Source organism: Allobosea sp. CRIB-10, from assembly GCF_900112185.1.
Lineage (GTDB): Bacteria > Pseudomonadota > Alphaproteobacteria > Rhizobiales > Beijerinckiaceae > Allobosea.
In genome coordinates this window covers 54,409-71,291 of record NZ_FOKP01000031.1, presented here as the reverse complement: position 1 = coordinate 71,291, position 16,883 = coordinate 54,409, and the positions used below count along the sequence as shown (strand labels likewise).

Genomic DNA, 16,883 nt, shown 5'->3' with positions numbered 1-16,883 from the left:
CGCGACCCGCTACGACAAGCTCGCCAGGAACTATCTGGCCTCGCTCTGCCTCGCCGCTCTCGTCGCCTACTGGCTGCGTTGAGTCTCGACCATAGTTCATTCCTTCTCGCGGTTCTTCCGTGATTCCTTCAGCTTCGAATACTACCGCCGTAAACTTGAAAAGAACGGCGTCGCCATCGTGTCGATGACCCAGACGGTCACAGACGATCCGTCGGGTGCGCTCGTCAGGCAGGTCTTTACCCTCTTCGACGAACACCAGTCGCGCGAGAACGGCAAGCATGTCGAGCGCGTGATGAAGGAGAATGCCCGTCTCGGCTTCTACAATGGCTCACCGGTCGCGCTGGGGTTCACGACGAGAGTCGTCGCGCGGCACGGTAATCGCGACAAGAAGGTTCTGGTCATTGATCCCGTGGAGGCTGAGCTCGTCCGGCGGATATTCACCTTGTATCGCGACGGCGACGGTCGCAGCGGCCCGATGGGCGTCAAGACGATCGCGACCTGGCTGAACGAGCACGGGTACCGGACCAAACGCGGTGGCCTTTTCGGGGTGGCCGCCGTCCACACGATCCTGACCAACCGCGCCTATATTGGCGAGACGACATTCAACCGACGCTGTTCCCGCACGCTGCGCCAGAAGCCGGTCGATCAGCACATCCATGGCACGGTGGAGCCGATCGTCGATGGCACCCTGTTCGAATGGGTTCAGCAGGCTCTTCCTACGCGAAGCCCGAAGGTCGTCGCACCGCGCGTCTTGACTGGACCGATCTTGCTGACGGGGTTGGCTTCATGCAGTTGCGGTGCCGCGATGACCTTGCGCACCGGCACTGGTGGCAAGGGTAAGGTCTATCAGTATTACACCTGCTCGGCCTGTGCCCGAAAAGGCAAAGCCGCCTGTCCCGGGCGCTCGATCCGCATGGACCGCCTCGACAGCCTCGTCGTCGATGCCCTGACGAGAAATCTTCTCCAGCCCGACCGCCTGGCCACCGTCCTGTCGGCGGTGATCGACGCCCGCTCGCGTCGCGCCGAAGAGGTCGAGGGCCGGATCAAGCGGCTCGAGCAGACCCGGTTCGAGGCCCGGGACAAGCTTCGGCGCCTCGTTGATCTTGTTGAGAGCAGCGACATCGTCGACGACGAGATCAAGAGCCGCATCGCGCTGCGTCGTGACGAGATCGCCAAGGTCGATGCCGAACTCGAACGGCTGCAGGCGCCGCGACCCGGTCAGGAGGGCTTTTCCCATGAGGTGCTCGCGCGATTCGGTCAACTGGTCGCGGAAAACATCGCGAACGGCCCGATTCCGTTCCGGAAAGGCTACCTGCGGGCGCTGCTCGATCGGGTGGAAGTCGACGACGGCGTTGTCCGTCTTGTCGGCAACACCCACGTGCTGGCGCAGGCCGTCAAGGACGGCCCCGCCAACGTGCAGGAAGTTCGCAGATCTGTACCGAAGTGGCGCGCCCGACGAGATATAGATGGGCACTGTGATCATTGGGAAATTCAACTTCGCCGAGAGGCATGATACAGAAGATGGTGTCCCAGTGTATCCGCCGCCGGGGCAGGCCAATGCCGCTCGGGCTGATCGGCGCGCGGTATCTCATCTCGATGCCGTGCTGCGGGACAGCCCGAGTGGGGAAGTTGAGCGTGCCTCCGCTCAGATCGCCATCCGGTGGGACAGGGTCTTCACGGTCATGTACTGGGCGAGGCCCTCGGCGCCGCCCTCGCGGCCATAGCCGCTGTCCTTGACGCCGCCGAAGGGTACTTCGGCGACAGAGGCTTCCAGCGTGTTGATCGAAACATTGCCGGCCTCGATACCCTGGGCAAGCTGGTCGGCGCGCGCCGCGGAATGGGTGAAGCCATAGGCTGCCAACCCGAAGGGCAGCGAATTGGCCTTCTCGATCGCTTCCTCGACCGTACGGACCGGGTTGATGATCGCCATCGGACCGAAGGGCTCCTCGCGCAGCGCGAGGGCATCGTCCGGCAATTCGGTGAGGACGGTGGGCGGGAAGAAAATAGCCGCGATTGCCGATGCGCTCGCCACCGGTCTGCACGCGCCCGCCACGGGCTCGCGCATCCGCGGTGAGCGCTTCCAATGCCTCGATGCGGCAGTGGTTGGCGACCGGACCCATCTCCGTCCCGGCGTCGAGCCCGTTGCCGATGGTCACGGCCTCAGCCTTCGCGACGAAGGCCCTGGTGAAACGTTCGTAGATGTCCCGCTGCACGAAGAAACGCGTCGGCGAGGTACAGACCTGCCCGGCATTGCGGACCTTGCGCGTGGCGGAAAAGATGGGCGGCGGCGAATCACCTGCGCGAGGCCTTCCGTCGCCTCTGCTCGGAGGCGCGGGCGCGGTGGAGGCGATCTTCTGCATCCTGGCGATCCGGCGGGCCAGCAGCGCTTCATAAGTCAGCGCAGCGCCGCTAAGCAGATTACCGAGCGTGAATAGGCCCATCAGCCCAACCGCAAGGCCCCGCGGGGGAGCCTACCGGCAAGGACCGTGACCGTCGGCGCACCAACAGCCACGGCCAAGGCGTAGGCAGTCAAAAGCAGACCGGCTTCGGTTATCGTTACCGTAGGATCGCGCGCGACATCCGGAACAACCCCCATCATGACGAATTCTGTCGTGTCGATGGCGAAGGCCGCGACGTCAAGCGCGATCAATGCAGGCGACATCGGCGTTGCTCTTATGCGTCGGCCACATCGGCAACGTGCGCGACGAGGCCAGTTTGCCCCGGCGCAACGTGGTCGGCCATGGTGTGGCGATCGGGGAAGTCGCCGCCATTTTGCGACCGGAAGGGGATCGGTTTGTCGGTGAATAGCCCGGCGAGACGCACACGCCATGCTGCCTTGATCGCCTCCACTTCCTCCGCCGTGGAAACGTGACCCGCGCCATAGACCGCGTGCGTCGGGAGCACGTCCATGCCGGGGTAGAACAGCGCGCCATGGGTCAGCGGGAACAACAATTGCTCTATCGGCCCGTTGATACCCCGCGGGCCATAGTCGGCCACTGGGCCGCCTGCCTGCGCGTTGACCAGCGCTCGCTTGCCCTTGAGGATGCCCTCGCCAAAGCGGAACTGGTTGGAGCCATTTTGATAGCCGTAGGCAAAACCGAAGGCATAGACTCGCTCGATCCAGCCCTTCAGGATCGCAGGCACACCGTACCACCACAGCGGGAATTGCAGGACCACAGCATCGGCCGCGAGCAGCTTCTGCTGCTCCGCGATCACGTCGGGCGTCTGGTGCCCGCTTGCGTAAGCATGGCCTGACTCCATAATGAACGACAGCCGGTCGGGATTATCACGCACTGGGAAGTCATCGGCGTCATACACCGCCTTCCACTTCATGCCATAGAGGTCCGAATGGACCACGGTGTGCCCCGCTGCCGACAACGTCTCAGCGGTCACGTCGACTAGCTGCCGCGTCAGCGAAGTGGGTTCAGGGTGTGCGTAAACAATAAGAACTTTCATGATGATCTCTTCTTGTTAATTGGGGGCTGTCAGTATTCGACGAGAATCTTGCCGAAATGGGCGCCAGATTCCTGGAGCCGGAAGGCGTCTGCGATTTCGGCCAGCGGAAAGGAGCGGTCGATCACCGGGTGGCCCTGAACGGCGTCGATACCGCGGATCAGGTCCAATTGATGACGGCGGCTGCCGACGATCAGCCCTTGGAGGCGCTGCTGCCGCGCCATGAGCATGGCTGTTGGCACGTCGCCCGCCATCCCGGTCAGCACTCCGATCAAAGAGATATGGCCACCAACGCGCGCGGCCTTGATCGACTGTGCTAGTGTGCCTGGGCCGCCTACCTCCACGAAATGGTCCACGCCCGTGCCACCCGTCAGGTCCCGCACCCGGTCGCCCCAGTGCTCGTCCTGGCGATAGTTGATGACATGCGCAGCGCCCATCGTGCGAAGCCGCTCCAGCTTCTCGTCGGAGGAGGAGGTCGCGATCACCGTGGCTCCCATCGCCCGCGCGATCTGCAGCGCGAAGATCGACACCCCGCCTGTGCCGAGGACCAACACGCTGTCGCCAGCCTTGAGGCCGCCGTTGACCACAAGGGCCCGCCAGGCCGTCACGCCGGCCGTGGTCAGGGTCGCGGCGGCGGCGTGGTTCCAGCCTGCCGGCGCATGCGTGAAGGACGTGGCGGGCGCCACCACGACCTCCCGGGCGAAACCGTCGATCCCGTCGCCTGGTGTGGTGGTGAAATCGGCAAGAGTGGCCTCACCGTTCAGCCAGGTCGGAAAGAAGGTGGATACGACATGGTCACCGGGCTCAAACTCCGTGACCTTGGAACCGACCGCCTCCACCACCCCGGCGCCATCCGTCATGGGGATGCGTCCATCAATGGACGGTAGCCGCCCCGTCACCACACCCAGATCGTGGAAGTTCAGGGAGGTGGCATGCACACGCACGCGGATGGCGGTCGGCCCGGGTTCGCCGGGGTCGGGGAGATCCAGCAGCGTCAGGCCGTCGAGCCCTTGGTGAGGATAAGCCTGGATAGCTTTCATAGGCGAACTGGTATCCGTGTCGTCGATTGTGGCGCCGCAGGATCTGACCTGCTCCCAGCTTAAGTAGCGCAATGATCTTGAGTATTGAAATCGAACGTTTTACGTGTTGTTATCGACATGATGGATACCAGGAACCTCGATCTCGGACTTCTCGTGACGCTTGAGACCCTGCTTGCGGAGCGCAACGTCACGCGCGCCGCGAGCCGGCTGAACCTCAGCCAGCCTGCTTTGTCGGCACGGCTGGCAAGACTCCGCGATGCATTCGGTGATCCGCTCCTGATACCGGGCCAGCGCGGGATGGTTCTGACCCAGCGGGCACTCGAGCTGATGGAGCCGCTGCACGAGGCACTGGAGGGTGTTCGCCGCGTCGTTGAGCAAGGAGCGCCGATCAATCCGGAGACCCTGCGTGCAACCGTGATGATCGCGGCGAGCGACTACGTCCAGTATGCGCTGCTGGCACGCTACTCGGTCGTTTTGCGGACCGAGGCGCCGATGGTCCGCATCGCCTGGCGGGCGCTCGACGTGATGGCACTCACGACACAGTTGGAGCGTGGCGAGGTGGACCTGGCCCTGGCAAGGCCCGAAGAAGCGCCGGCGGCGATGCGCCAGCGCCGGCTCTACGAGGAGGAGTATGTGGTCGTCGCGCGACAAAGGCATCCGGCAGTGCACGGTGTCCTTGATCTGGACTTGTTCTGCGCGCTGGACCACGTCGTCGTTTCGAAACTCGGCGGAGGCTTTGCCGGACCTACCGATGGGGCGCTTGAGGCGATCGGCCGCCGTCGTACCGTTGCCTTGTCCACGTCGGGCTTCCTGATCGTGCCGGAGATCGTGTCACGATCCGATATGGTCGCGGTGATTCCACGTCGGATCGCAGACGGTTGGTCAGACCGGGTGCAGGTGCTGAAACCGCCGCTCCACATACCCGGATTTGCCATCGCCAGTATCTGGCACGAACGCACGACCAACCATCCAGCACAAAGCTGGCTGCGTGACCGGCTCGCTGCGCTGGCTGTCTGCCGTCAGCGCCCTTGAGACCATTTAGAGCGTGCTACATTTACACGGCAGCATATCCTGCGTTTGCGATGTAGTTTGTGCACTCTTCTGGTGAGACGAGGTGGAGGAGATGTCCGATTTTTCGCCATGTCGCCTCGACGGTTCTGGCCTCGGCTGGCGAATTCAACCGATCGTCGCAACACCAACATCATACTGCTGAGCGAGGAAGTGATCGAGTACTTCGATCGGTGTTTTCCATCCGTGCGTTCTGCGTGGCCGGGTGTTCATCGCGTGCGCGACGGCAGCCAGCTCCCCGGTCGAGTGCCGGCTGAGATCAGTCCCTTTCGGGAAGTACTGGCGCAAAAGGCCGTTGGTGTTTTCATTCGAGCCGCGCTGCCATGGGCTTTGCGGATCGCAAAAGTAGATTTCCAACCCACTCTCGATGCGGAGCCGTGCGTGTTGAGCCATCTCGGCTCCTTGATCCCAGGTCAGCGATTGACGAAGCGTCGCGGGCAGCTCGCTCATGGATTGTACGATGGCCGTGCGAACGGCTTCTGCTCCGTGTCCGGCAAGTGGCGGACCGTTCTTGACCCGCTGTCCACGCAGATATCCCTCCTGGCGCGGCAGGTGCAGCAGCATCGTGCAGCGCGAGCTGCATTCGACGAGAGTGCCGATCGCCGAGCTGTGCAGGCCCAGGATGAGATCGCCTTCCCAGTGCCCCGGAACCGCCCGGTCTTCGACCGCCGGCGGTCGTTCGCTGATCATGATGGCATCACCCACGAAGGCCTTTCCACGGCCGCGGGTCCGCTCACGCGGAACACGCAGAGCTCGGCCCGAGCGCAGGCAAGCCGTCAGCTCTCGACGCAACGCACCGCGACCCTGGATATACAGGGACTGGTAGATCGCCTCGTGGCTGATGCGCATGCTGGGATCTTCCGGATAATCGATCCGAAGTCGATGGGCGATCTGCTCGGGGCTCCACGCGGTTGACCAGCGCCGGCTCTGCCGAAGCACGGCGCGACGCTTCTTCCATATCACCTTGGGACCTGCGAAGCCGGTGCCATCGATGTTCGTGACCGATCCTGTGAATCCGCCCAATACGCGGCTGGACGCTACCGGCAGGCACTCGCCGAACATGGCCTCGTCGGATCGATGGGGCGCCGCGGCAATCCCTATGATAACGCCAAGGCAGAGAGCTTCATGAAGACACTCAAGGTCGAGGCCGTCTATCCGATGGCCTACGAGACCTTCGAGGACGTCGCGGCCGACCTTCCGCGCTTCATCGATCAGGTCTACAACGCAAGCCGACTGCACTCCGCGCTCGGCTATCTCAGCCCGCAGCAGTTCGAAGATCAACACGCCCGGCTCACGGTCAAAACCGCGGCCTGATCCTGTCTATCCGCAGGGGCGCACTCCAGATCCCCCGCCTCAAGGGGTCAAACTTGCACGCCGAAACACAGCCCCGAGTTTCGTAGCCGCCATCGGGCCATATATCGTACCGTCTTTCGAACTCGACGGGTGAGCTTGGGAACCATCGGCCGAAGCTGCAACCGGCAGCCTTGCTGCCATTGCTGGCTGGCGACAGCGGCGTCATCCTGGACGAAGGCCGTGGCGACGAAGGCGCAGACGATACGCCGTCCGCTGCGGCCCGCATGAGCCAGGCATTGCGCATGAAGTGGACGCGGCAACACTGCCAGGTTGCGGTGAGCACCTTCGAGACGACTGAATGGCGCCTTGTCGAGCGCGAGGTGGATGTTCTGCCGAGCCGCGCATCCTGCGCTGATGTCGGCCGCGGCCGTCACCAGCGCAGGAGGCGCGGCAGGGCCACCGTCGCGAAGGCGGCGGCGATCAGCACGGCCGCAGTGTACCACGTCGCCAAAAAGGCGACCGTATCGTCGGGACAGTGCAGCGCGTAGGCCACGGCCGCGAGACCGGCCGAGGCGAGGCCGGCGAGCAGGCTCGTCAAACCGCGATCCACGGGTGCGCCGTGCCGGGCGAGCGAGGCGAGGATCGCAAGAGGGCAGAGCGCGAAGAGTGGGACGTAGACGAGGCAGTCGACCCAGTGGCGGCCGACGATCAGCATCGTGCGTTGTTCAGGAGGCGCCTGGAACAGCGTGAGCGCGGCCCAGGCGCCCACGAGGCCAATGGGGATCGCGACCAGCGGCAGCAGCCGACGCGTCGGCAGGCCCGGGCGCAGGCTGCGCTGGAACAGCGTCAGCGAGATCGCGGCGACGCTCGCGCCGAACACGAACTTGGCGATGACCGGCAGCGTCAACATAGCCTGAGAGAGATCGCGACGTGCGCCAATCGTCATGACGACGATCGCGGCCGTGAGGACGAGCGCCGCCAGCCCAGCCAGCCAGGTCATGCGTCGCAGTCGGGCGGTGTCGACCTGGCGATTGCCCGCACTCAAAAGGGAAATGAGCTCGTCTGTTTTCATGACTGCAGGTCCAGGTGAACGCCTTTTCTGGAGTTCGTCGGATTCGCGGAGAAAGTTACGGTTTGCACAACCGCAGGCCGCATCATGGCTTGTCGCTTTCGCTTCGAGACAGGAAACGAGCCATGGCTCGAAGGCCGCGGTGAATCGCGACCTTGGCGGCGATCTCGGTCATGCCGACATCGCGGGCTGCATCTCTGACGCTCGCGCCTTGCAGCTTGACGTGGTCGATCAGCCTGCGCGTTCGCTCTGGCACCGCGCCCAGGGCCCGTGAAAGGTCGAGATGTGCGTCGACGGCCGCACTTTCCGGAGCGGCGAGCCGATAGGCCTCATCATCCAGTGGCAGGTTGCCGACATGGCGACCGGTGCGGCGCAGATGATCGACAAGCTTGTAGCGCGCGATGGCATGTGCCCAGGCCGTGACCGGGCTGGAAGGCTCGTAGGTATGGCGCGAGAGGTGGAGGGCCAACAGCGTCTCCTGCAGCACATCCTCCGCCTCGCTCGGGTCGGGGCGGCCCGCCCGTGCCAGCATCCGCTGCAGAGAGCCGCGCAGTCGCATACTGATGGCATCGAGGAATGAGCGATAAGCCGCCTCGTCGCCAGCCAGTGCGGCAAGGAACGCCGGGCGAAGCTGCGCTTCAAGTTCGTCGAGTGACAAGGCTTGTCCGATTCCCGGGAGCTTCGCTGGACGAGGGGTTCCTCACTCGCACGCGCGTGCCGGGCTCACAAGCCTGGCGCGGCACCTTCCCCGCTTGCCCTGATGCGCCGCTCACGTCTCCGTGAAGATGTAACCAGGGCGGCGCCTGTCGCGATCTATCCCGCAAATCCGCCGGAGGGGCGGTGGGAGAGACAGATCATGCGCCATGAAACCATCCCCGTTGCTCCAGGCGTGAACGCAGTCGGTCCGGCTCATATCGACCTGCCGATCTCTGGGATGGAAGCGCCGACGCTGCCGCGTGCGGGCACGACGGGCTCGCGGTCGCATTCCTCGATCTCGCGGGCTTCGCCGGCATCCTGGCGAGCGCCCATGTCGCCGCCTGGTTCAAGCGCGCCCTGGAAGTCATCGCCGCCGCCCGCCGATGTGCACCGGCAGCATGCCTTGTCCGTGACGCCACGAGGCGCGCAGGCGGCCGCCCCGTCACGCCCCATCATGGAGACAATATAGATGTTCGAGGATCTTTCCGCTTGTCCGATCAGTGTCGCGAACGACGCCGCCAGGCTCGGTTGGAACGACACGCTCGAAGCCCTGATGGCGCATGCCGCCGCGACGCCGGACCATCTGGCGCGGACGCTCTCCGTCGATCCCGGCTTCGCGCTCGCCCATGCGGCGAAGGGGCTGATGTTGTTGTCGCTGGCGCGGCCGGAGCTGGTGCAGCCAGCTCGCGACTGCCTTGAAACCGCCCGTCTGGCGATGCAGCGACGCTCTGTCACAGCCCGCGAGCGGCAGGTCGTCGAGGCGTTGGCGCTATGGCTCGCAGACAAGCCTCGTCTGGCGGCGCTCAAGCTCGAGGACGTTCTCGCAACGCATCCGCTCGACGTTCTCTCGCTCAAGCTCTCCCACGGCATCCGCTTCATGCTGGGAGACCAGGCGGCGATGCTGGCGAGCCTGGAACGTGCCGCTCCGCATTTCGACGCCGCCCATCCGCTGGCTGGCTATGTCGCGGGCTGCCATGCCTTCGCGCTGGAGGAGCGAGGGTTCTATGGCGAGGCGGAGCGGCAGGGGCGGCTCGCGGTCGAGCTCGCCCCGCGCGACGCATGGGGGCGTCACGCCGTCGCCCACGTGCTCGAAATGACCGGACGGATCGACGAGGGCGTCGACTGGCTCGAGGACGGCCGGCTCTGGAACCACGCGAACAATCTCCGCTTCCACATGGTGTGGCACCTCGCCCTGTTCCGCCTCGAGCGCGGCGAAACACAGGAGGTGCTGAACCTATACGACAGCTGCATCCGGGCGGAGAGCACAGACGACTACCGCGACATCGCCAACGCGGCGGCGCTGCTTACCCGACTCGACCAGGCCGGCGTCGCGGTCGGCACGCGCTGGGAGGAACTGGCCCATCTCGCGGATGGCCGCGTCGATGATGGCCGGCTCGTTTTCGCGGACCTGCACTATGCCGTCGCCCTGCTCGGGGCCGGGCGTGAGGGGCGGGCCGTGACGATCGCGGCGAACCTCGCGCGGGACAGCCTGTCGCATGACAGCCTGGAGCGGCGCGAGGCGGCACGCTTCGGCTCGCTCGCCGCCTTCGGGCTGGTCGCCTTTCGCGAGAAGGACTACCGCGAGGCGGCGCAACTGCTCGGTGCCGCCCGTAGCGGGCTGGTCGCGATCGGCGGCAGCCACGCCCAGCGCGACCTGTTCGAGCAGGCCTATATCGAGAGCCTGATCCGCTCCGGCGCCCATGACCGGGCTGCCCGCGTCCTGACGGAACGGCTCGCCCGACGCGGCGGCAACAACCCCTTCGCCTCCCGCCGCCTCGCCAGGCTCGGCCGGGGCAAAAGCGGTCGCCTCGCCGCACTCGCCGTCGCGGCCACCCCCCTCGCCATCGCTCACTAGATCATCGGACCGAATATCGTATTCGATCCGATGATCTATCTTTTTGATTTTGCATCGGCTTTTCCGAAAACCGCAGTCCACTTTTCGGGCCGATGCTCTAGCCAAGCAGGAAAGGAACCTCGTCGTGATGACCGACACCATGCCGCGCAGCTATGCGCTGCCTACGACCCGAACATTGGGTAACCTCGTCCTCGGTGGCTTCGCCGGCCTGGGTTTCTGGGAACTGTTCTCGGCGGTGCCGACCGCCTGGTTCGCGGAATATCCGCTGGAGCCGCCGGAGCTGGTGAAGTCCTTGTTCTCACATCAGCTCGGCGTCTCGCTCTCGACCCCGATGGCCAAGCTCCTGCACTTCGTCACGGGCTTCCTGTTCTATCCGCTGGGCTACTGGATCCTGACCCGCTGGATGAAGAGCTTCGGCATGCCTGCGGATGGCTGGATCTGGGGCGTGATCACCTACTTCATCGCCCTGGCGTTCTTCGCTCCGCTCGCCGGCCAGCAGTTCCTGCTCCAGGACGTGCCGCGCCTGTCGCTGATGAGCCTCGTCGGACACGCGATCTATGGCTGGCTCGCGGCCCATGTCTTCGAGGCGCTCGAGAGCAAGGAGGGCGGACGGTGATGGAGAATTTCATGCTCAGCAGGCGCGGCCTGCTCCTGGCGACCGGCGCCGTCGGGCTGAGCGGGGTCGCCCGGGCCGTTGCCCCCGACAGCGTCAAGACGACGCCCGTCAACACGCTGGGATCGGACCAGACCCTGGCCATCCGTGGCTACGATCCGGTGGCCTATTTTCGGGATGGCGGGCCGCGCAAGGGTCTGAAAGAGCATTCGGTGATCCGCGACGAGGCCGTCTGGCGCTTCGCCAGTGCCGAGAACAGAAAGCTGTTCGAGGCCGATCCAGGCCGCTATCTGCCCGCATATGGGGGGTTCTGCGCCTACGGCACGTCGCGCGGATACCTTGTCAAGATCGAGCCCGAGGCTTGGTCGATCGTCGATGGACGGCTGTTCCTGAACTACGATCTCGGCGTCAGGGCGACATGGCTCGGTGACACCACGACCTATATCGCGCGCGCCGACGGGCTGTGGCCGAAGCTCATGGATCGTGACATCCGCTAAACCGCCAGGGACACCATCGCCGCGCCCCGCGCGGGCGACGATGGCGCCTTCCCTGCGGTTTCGAAGCGGCCGGCTCTCGGGTCTTCGTCACCGCGGCGTTGGGTAAGGCAGGTGGCGGGGCACTTCTCGTGCCACCTGATGCGATCTGAATGCAAATAGAACGCCTGCGATGATGACGGTCGTGGCCATGGCCTCCTGCAGGCTCGCGACTTCGCCGAGAACCAGGATCGCGAGCGCGGAAGCCACAGCCGGCATCAAGGCGACGACGGTGCCTGTGGCCAGGGGAGCCGAGTAGCGAGACTGCGCGTTTGAAGGAGAGGATGGAGGCGCCGCCCATCAGGACACCCCGGTAGAAGACCGGGTCAACCGAGGCCGGCAAGCGTCCCGGGTCGTCGCGGCCGACTGGGCAATCGCGCCGCCTGCGAGACGGGATCGGCGGGCTGTCGCGTGATCACGGCATTTCGGGCGCCGCCGAAGTGCTGGCGCTTCGGCAGCCGTGGCGAGGCAACGCGGCAGCCGAGCGCATTGAGTTTTAATTCATATGCTATAAAACCATTCCTGTCAGGATCCCGCCGATCCACGGCCCGTGCTTGACGTGTCGGTGCCGATGAGCGGCGCCGGCCATCGCATGCTCGACGCCGCCTCGCAGCGAACGCTGGTTTTCGTCTGACTATGAACATGAGCGACAATCGCCTCTCCGCTCCGTCCGCGCTGCGCAATCGCGATCCGATCCTAGCAGTGCTGCGCGAGGCCTTGCCCGCCTCCGGGACCGTGCTGGAAATCGCGAGCGGATCCGGCGAACATGTGATCCATTTTGCCAAGGCGCTGCCCGGACTGTCCTTCCAGCCGAGCGATCCTGCCGAAAGCGCGATGGCGAGCATTGCCGCCTGGTCGGAAGAGAGCGGGCTTCTCAGCATCCTCCCGCCGCTGCAACTCGACGCAACGGCGCCATGGCCGGTCGATGCAGCCGACGCGATCATTTGCATCAACATGATTCATATCGCACCCTGGGCGGCCGCGCAGGGACTCTTCGCCGAAGCCGCGCGCATCCTGCCGCCGGACTCGCCCTTGTTTCTGTACGGACCCTATCGGCGCCCGGGACGTCCGCTCGAAGCGAGCAATCTCGCCTTCGATGAGAGCCTCAAGGCGCGCGATCCGGCTTGGGGGCTGCGCGATCTCGACGCGGTGACGACCCTTGCCGAGGCCACCGGGTTTGCCGAACCGGAGGTCACCGAGATGCCGGCGAACAATCTGGCCCTGGTCTTCCGGCGGCGCCGAGTTCGTGACTAAAGTCCCGCCCGTTTCGTTCCACCCGCGGTATCTCACTGCGCGACCCTGAGCAGAGCATGGCAAGACCAAGGGAGTTCGACGAGGCGGCCGTGCTCGATGCCGCAATCGGCTGTTTCTGGAACCGCGGCTACGAGGCGACATCGGTGCGCGACCTGGCCACCGAGATGCGGATCACCGGCGCAAGTCTCTACAACGCCTTCGGCGACAAGCGCTCGCTCTACGAGAAGGCTCTGAGGACCTATGTCGAGCGCCGGGTCATCAACAGGATGCGGCGCTGCGAAGGCCTGGCGCCGCGCGCCGCCATAGAGACGTTCTTCGGCGAGATCGTCGACCATTCGCTCACGGACGAGGAGCGCAAGGGCTGCATGCTGGTCAACGCTGCGCTCGCGGGCCTTCCGGGCGATCCGGCCTTCGGCGCCTATGTGGCGGAGGCGCTCGGCGAGATCGAAAGCTTCTTCCGTCGCATGGCCGAACGCGGCCAGGCCGACGGTTCGATCAGCGCCGCGAGCGCGCCGGAGGATATCGCTCGGCTGCTGCTCGGCGCGCTGATGGGGATGCGCGTGCTGGCGCGCTCGCGTCCCGAACGGGCATTGCTGGAAGGGCTTCTGCGGGCGGCGCTTGTAACGCTCGACCGTTCACCAGGGACGCAGCCCTAAAGCCTCCCTCGACATCGTGCCCGTGGCGCCGATCGAGTGCGCGCACGCCGGACAGCCGCAGTAAGCCGACCCGCTCTGTGGCATTCCCGGACGATTGCCCTTCGAATCGTCTCCGCTCCCGCTGTGGGATTTGGTCCCGGACTCGGTTGGATCGGTCAGGCTCGCGCTTCCGAAACAGCCGAGTGCGAGGCGTTTCAAGGTCGACAGCGCGCTCATGGGGTCCTCGACGCTACATGACACGAGATCTGATCTCGCAGAAACGGAGTTCGTGGCAGCACAGCTCGGCGTTACACGTTCACGGAGCAATGATCGCTTTGGCAGCCGCGTGCAGGTCAAACTCAGCGATTGTCCATCATCCCCATCCCCATCATTGCAACCGATGCCGGGTTGTCGATCTGGATGCGGACGCTCGTCCGCAACGAGCTGGCGTCGATTGCGTGAGGCCTCGCATCTGCCGGTGCGACGCGCACTGGCTAGCCAAGCTCGGAATTCCCCACGCAGCAGGCCGATCAAACGCAGATCAACTCGCTTCGCGGACCCGCGTCGGCACGGCCGAAGCGGTATCGTCCTTGCGTTCGTCCCGGCGCGGCGCGGGTTTCGGCGCCGCGCCCGCCCAGGGCGCGCTCTTGAACCAACCGACAACGAGGGCGGTGGCGAGGATGAGCGCAAAGCCGGCAAGGTTCAGCAAGGCGACGACGGCTTCGCCATGCCCCGCCGCATCGGCCGCGACGCCCGCCAAGCGAGACAGCACGACGCTGGCGAGAAAGGTCGCAAGCGACTGCCGGCCGATCAGGACGAGGAGATGCCCAGCGCCCTTGTCGAGCCGCTGCCGCCATGGTTCGATCAGGCTGAGCACCAGATAGGCCAGCGCCAGGAAGTGCAGCACGCGCAGGATGTGCATGTCGTTCTTCTCCCGCTCCGGGAGGATAAGGTCGCGCAGCGCCTGCGCGGCCGGCCAGTGATCCAGGATGCCCCAGAAGGACAGCGGCACGGAGAGGGCGACGAAGCAGCCTGTGAGCACCATCAAGCGCGGATCGCCAAGAGGTGGCACCGGCAGCCACTTCATCGCGATGAAGAAGCCGATGAAGAAAACAATCTGCCAAGCGAAGGGGTTCAGGAACCACCCCGCCCCGGTCCAGGGATCGCCGGGCAGGTTGAGCCCCTGTGTCCAGACCAGCGCATAGAGCAGCGCCACTAGCAGAAATGGCAGGGCGCTGTGAACCAACCTGAGCGCCATGATCGCAGGAATGAGCGCCAGAATGACGAGGTACATCGGCAGGATGTCGAGATAGGCCGGCTGCCAGCTCAGGGTGACGAGGCCGAACAACGCCGGCTCCGGCTCGGTCAGGAGAAGCGGGAACCAGTTCGCCAGCACGGAGAGGCCGAAGCTTCGGTCGAGCGTTGTCGCGATTGCAATCAGCGCCAGCACGAGCGCGATCTGGGCCCAGTAAACCTGCCAGATTCGGTGGGCGATGCGCGCCGTGCCGAGCAGGAGGCCGCGGCGGACGAAGATGCCGCCGAAAGCGAGCGCGCTGGCGATGCCCGAGCAGAAGACGAAGAGTTCGGCGCCCGAAGAGAAGCCGAAGCGGGCCGGGATCCGAGCGTTCCAGCTGTTGGACGGCACATGCGCGACGAAAATGATCAGCATCGTCAGGCCGCGGAAAAAATCGAGGCGCTCGTCGCGGGGCCGCTTCGCGGGCTTGCCGGGCTGGAACTCGGCCATCAAAAGGCACCTTCATAGCTCGCCGCGTCGATGCGGCATGCGAGCAGGCTGAAGCCCCGCCTTCCGAAGGCGGCCTTTGCTTCGCGCCGAAGCGTGTCGCGATCCCCGATCGCGACGCCGTGGCCGCCCATCGCGAGCGCCACGGCAGCGAAATCGGTCGCGCCGAGATCGACGCCGGTGCGCTTGAGCCCCATCTGCTTCTGCTTGAGCGCGATCAGCCCGAGGCTCTCGTCGACGAGGACGACGATGACGACCGGCAAAGCGAGATCGCGCAGCGTCGCGAGTTCGCCCAGCACCATCTCCAGCCCGGCATCGCCGACGAAGCACAGGGCAGGCTTGCCCGAACCCAGCACGGCGCCGATGGCGAGCGGCAGGGCGCAGCCCATGGTGCATAGTCCCGTAGACTGCAACAGGCTGCGGGCGCCGTCGCAGTTCCACATCTGGCTGAGCAGGATGCGATGTGCGCCGGAATCGGCGGTCGCGACGGTGCCGGCCGGGGCGACCTCGCGCATCGTCTCGAACACGGCGTGCGGCCCCCATTCGGACGGCGCGGCGAAGGCGGCCCGAAAGCGGCTGCGGACGATAGCCGGTGTTCCGTCGGGCCATGCGGGCTGCGGAGCCAGACCCTCGCAAAGCCTGGCCAGGATCGCCTCGACATCGCCGGCGAGCAGCAGGCTCGCGGAGTGCATGCCGTGCTGCACGGGCTCTGCGACGATGTCGATCACCCGTTTGTAGGCCGGCCACGGTTGGCGCCATCCCTGTCGCATCTCGATCGGGTCGTAGCCAGCCAGGATGATCAGGTCGGCTGCGTCGACCAGCGGACGGACGATCGCGTCGGCCTTGGGCGACAGCCCGACGGCACCGATCACGCGCTGGTCGCTCTCCGGCACCAGCCCCTTGGCCTTGTAGGTGGTGAGAAGCGGCGCGCCGGTCTGCGTCAGGAATCGGTCGAGGGCTGCGCTGCCCTGCTGGTTGACGAGATCGAGCCCGGCGATGACCAGCGGCCGGCGCGCCGCCGCGATCATCACGCTCGCCTGCGAGAGGTCGGCGGGAATGGAAGGCTGCGCCGCCGGCAACGAAACCGGCCGACGCTTCGTTGCCGGCGCCTCGGCGACAGAGATCGGCAGGTCGATATGGACTGGGCCGGGCCGCCCTTGCCGCGCCAGCGCCACGGCCTTCTCGACGACGAGTGCCTCCGTTCCGGGCGCGACGCGGAAGCTCGCCTTCACCAGCGGGCGCAGCACGGCCTGATGATCGAAGACCTGATGGGTGTAACTCTCGGCCAAAGCCTCATCGACACAGCCGGTGACGAAGACCAGCGGCACCCGGTCCTGCTGCGCGTTGGCGATGACGTTGACCGCATTGGCGACGCCGGGGCCAAGCGTCGCCACGAGCACCGGCAGCGCACCCGTGGCGTGCCAGAGCCCCTCGGCCATGAAGCCGGCGGCGTTCTCGTGCCTGGCGAGCCGGAAGCGGATGCCGGCCCGCTCCAGCGCATCGACCAACGCCAGCACCTCGCCGCCGGGAATGCCGAAGGCATGCGTTACGCCGGCCGTTGCGAGGCGCCCGGCCATGAGATCGGCGCCGCGCATGTCGTCTCTCCGACGAGCCGCATGAACGGCGTCGAAGG

15 protein-coding genes and 5 pseudogenes are annotated in these 16,883 nt (G+C 65.5%); 9 read left to right on the top strand and 11 right to left on the bottom strand.

What is annotated here, in order from left to right; genetic code table 11:
* Both BMZ69_RS31340 and BMZ69_RS27350 read left to right on the top strand, forming a co-directional pair.
* Positions 1-82: pseudogene (locus tag BMZ69_RS31340) on the top strand (IS5/IS1182 family transposase); the annotation flags it as partial.
* A gap of 9 nt (positions 83-91) precedes the next feature.
* The gene (locus BMZ69_RS27350; RefSeq protein ID WP_244543568.1) at positions 92-1,513 is read left to right on the top strand and encodes a recombinase family protein; all 1,422 of its coding nucleotides are present in this window, start codon (positions 92-94) and stop codon (positions 1,511-1,513) included.
* 132 nt (positions 1,514-1,645) lie between these two features.
* Here BMZ69_RS27350 and BMZ69_RS32425 read toward each other — a convergent pair whose 3' ends face one another.
* From BMZ69_RS32425 to BMZ69_RS27330, 5 genes and pseudogenes are all read right to left on the bottom strand, one after another.
* On the bottom strand, positions 1,646-2,065 hold the full coding sequence (locus BMZ69_RS32425) for an aldehyde dehydrogenase family protein (RefSeq protein WP_280142133.1): 420 nt from the start codon (positions 2,063-2,065) through the stop codon (positions 1,646-1,648).
* Between the two features lie 4 nt (positions 2,066-2,069).
* A pseudogene (locus tag BMZ69_RS32420) lies at positions 2,070-2,360 on the bottom strand (aldehyde dehydrogenase family protein); the annotation flags it as partial.
* A gap of 80 nt (positions 2,361-2,440) precedes the next feature.
* The gene (locus tag BMZ69_RS27340) at positions 2,441-2,662 is read right to left on the bottom strand and encodes a hypothetical protein (RefSeq protein WP_092162903.1); all 222 of its coding nucleotides are present in this window, start codon (positions 2,660-2,662) and stop codon (positions 2,441-2,443) included.
* Between the two features lie 11 nt (positions 2,663-2,673).
* Entirely contained in the window at positions 2,674-3,456 is a 783-nt protein-coding gene (locus BMZ69_RS27335; protein WP_092162902.1) for an NAD(P)H-dependent oxidoreductase, read from the bottom strand.
* Positions 3,457-3,485: 29 nt separating this feature from the next.
* The gene (locus tag BMZ69_RS27330; RefSeq protein ID WP_092162901.1) at positions 3,486-4,493 is read right to left on the bottom strand and encodes a zinc-dependent alcohol dehydrogenase family protein; all 1,008 of its coding nucleotides are present in this window, start codon (positions 4,491-4,493) and stop codon (positions 3,486-3,488) included.
* An 84-nt stretch (positions 4,494-4,577) separates the two neighbouring features.
* Between BMZ69_RS27330 and BMZ69_RS27325 the strand changes: the two genes are divergently transcribed.
* On the top strand, positions 4,578-5,525 hold the full coding sequence (locus tag BMZ69_RS27325; RefSeq protein WP_244543567.1) for a LysR family transcriptional regulator: 948 nt from the start codon (positions 4,578-4,580) through the stop codon (positions 5,523-5,525).
* Between the two features lie 144 nt (positions 5,526-5,669).
* On the opposite strand, the pseudogene BMZ69_RS27320 reads toward BMZ69_RS27325, so the two are convergent.
* Positions 5,670-6,467: pseudogene (locus BMZ69_RS27320) on the bottom strand (IS30 family transposase); the annotation flags it as partial.
* 168 nt (positions 6,468-6,635) lie between these two features.
* Between BMZ69_RS27320 and BMZ69_RS31775 the strand changes: the two are divergent.
* Positions 6,636-6,875 (top strand): annotated as a pseudogene (locus BMZ69_RS31775) (integrase core domain-containing protein); the annotation flags it as partial.
* Positions 6,876-7,006: 131 nt separating this feature from the next.
* On the opposite strand, the pseudogene BMZ69_RS27310 reads toward BMZ69_RS31775, so the two are convergent.
* From BMZ69_RS27310 to BMZ69_RS27300, 3 genes and pseudogenes are all read right to left on the bottom strand, one after another.
* A pseudogene (locus BMZ69_RS27310) lies at positions 7,007-7,206 on the bottom strand (transposase); the annotation flags it as partial.
* Positions 7,207-7,284: 78 nt separating this feature from the next.
* Complete coding sequence (locus BMZ69_RS27305) at positions 7,285-7,926, bottom strand: NrsF family protein (protein WP_092162891.1); 642 nt, start codon at positions 7,924-7,926, stop codon at positions 7,285-7,287.
* An 82-nt stretch (positions 7,927-8,008) separates the two neighbouring features.
* Positions 8,009-8,581: a sigma-70 family RNA polymerase sigma factor gene (locus tag BMZ69_RS27300; RefSeq protein ID WP_092162880.1), complete on the bottom strand. Its 573-nt coding sequence runs from the start codon at positions 8,579-8,581 to the stop codon at positions 8,009-8,011.
* A 507-nt stretch (positions 8,582-9,088) separates the two neighbouring features.
* On the opposite strand from BMZ69_RS27300, the gene BMZ69_RS27295 reads away from it, so the two are divergent.
* The 5 genes from BMZ69_RS27295 to BMZ69_RS27275 all read left to right on the top strand — a co-directional run bounded on the left by BMZ69_RS27295 (position 9,089) and on the right by BMZ69_RS27275 (position 13,530).
* Complete coding sequence (locus BMZ69_RS27295) at positions 9,089-10,474, top strand: tetratricopeptide repeat protein (RefSeq protein WP_092162879.1); 1,386 nt, start codon at positions 9,089-9,091, stop codon at positions 10,472-10,474.
* A gap of 127 nt (positions 10,475-10,601) precedes the next feature.
* Positions 10,602-11,090, top strand: coding sequence for a hypothetical protein (locus BMZ69_RS27290; protein WP_092162878.1), 489 nt, complete (start codon positions 10,602-10,604; stop codon positions 11,088-11,090).
* Complete coding sequence (locus BMZ69_RS27285; protein WP_092162877.1) at positions 11,090-11,584, top strand: YHS domain-containing (seleno)protein; 495 nt, start codon at positions 11,090-11,092, stop codon at positions 11,582-11,584. The genes BMZ69_RS27290 and BMZ69_RS27285 overlap by 1 nt, the downstream gene beginning before the upstream one ends.
* Positions 11,585-12,262: 678 nt before the next feature.
* Positions 12,263-12,874 (top strand): DUF938 domain-containing protein, encoded by a 612-nt coding sequence (locus BMZ69_RS27280; RefSeq protein ID WP_092162926.1) that lies wholly within the window; start codon positions 12,263-12,265, stop codon positions 12,872-12,874.
* A 56-nt stretch (positions 12,875-12,930) separates the two neighbouring features.
* Positions 12,931-13,530, top strand: coding sequence for a TetR/AcrR family transcriptional regulator (locus BMZ69_RS27275; protein ID WP_092162876.1), 600 nt, complete (start codon positions 12,931-12,933; stop codon positions 13,528-13,530).
* Positions 13,531-14,050: 520 nt separating this feature from the next.
* Here the strand turns inward: BMZ69_RS27275 and BMZ69_RS27270 are convergent.
* Complete coding sequence (locus BMZ69_RS27270; RefSeq protein ID WP_092162875.1) at positions 14,051-15,253, bottom strand: OpgC family protein; 1,203 nt, start codon at positions 15,251-15,253, stop codon at positions 14,051-14,053.
* Positions 15,253-16,845, bottom strand: coding sequence for a thiamine pyrophosphate-binding protein (locus BMZ69_RS27265; RefSeq protein ID WP_092162874.1), 1,593 nt, complete (start codon positions 16,843-16,845; stop codon positions 15,253-15,255). Before BMZ69_RS27265 ends, BMZ69_RS27270 begins: the two co-directional genes overlap by 1 nt.
* Between the last annotated feature and the right edge of the window lie 38 nt (positions 16,846-16,883).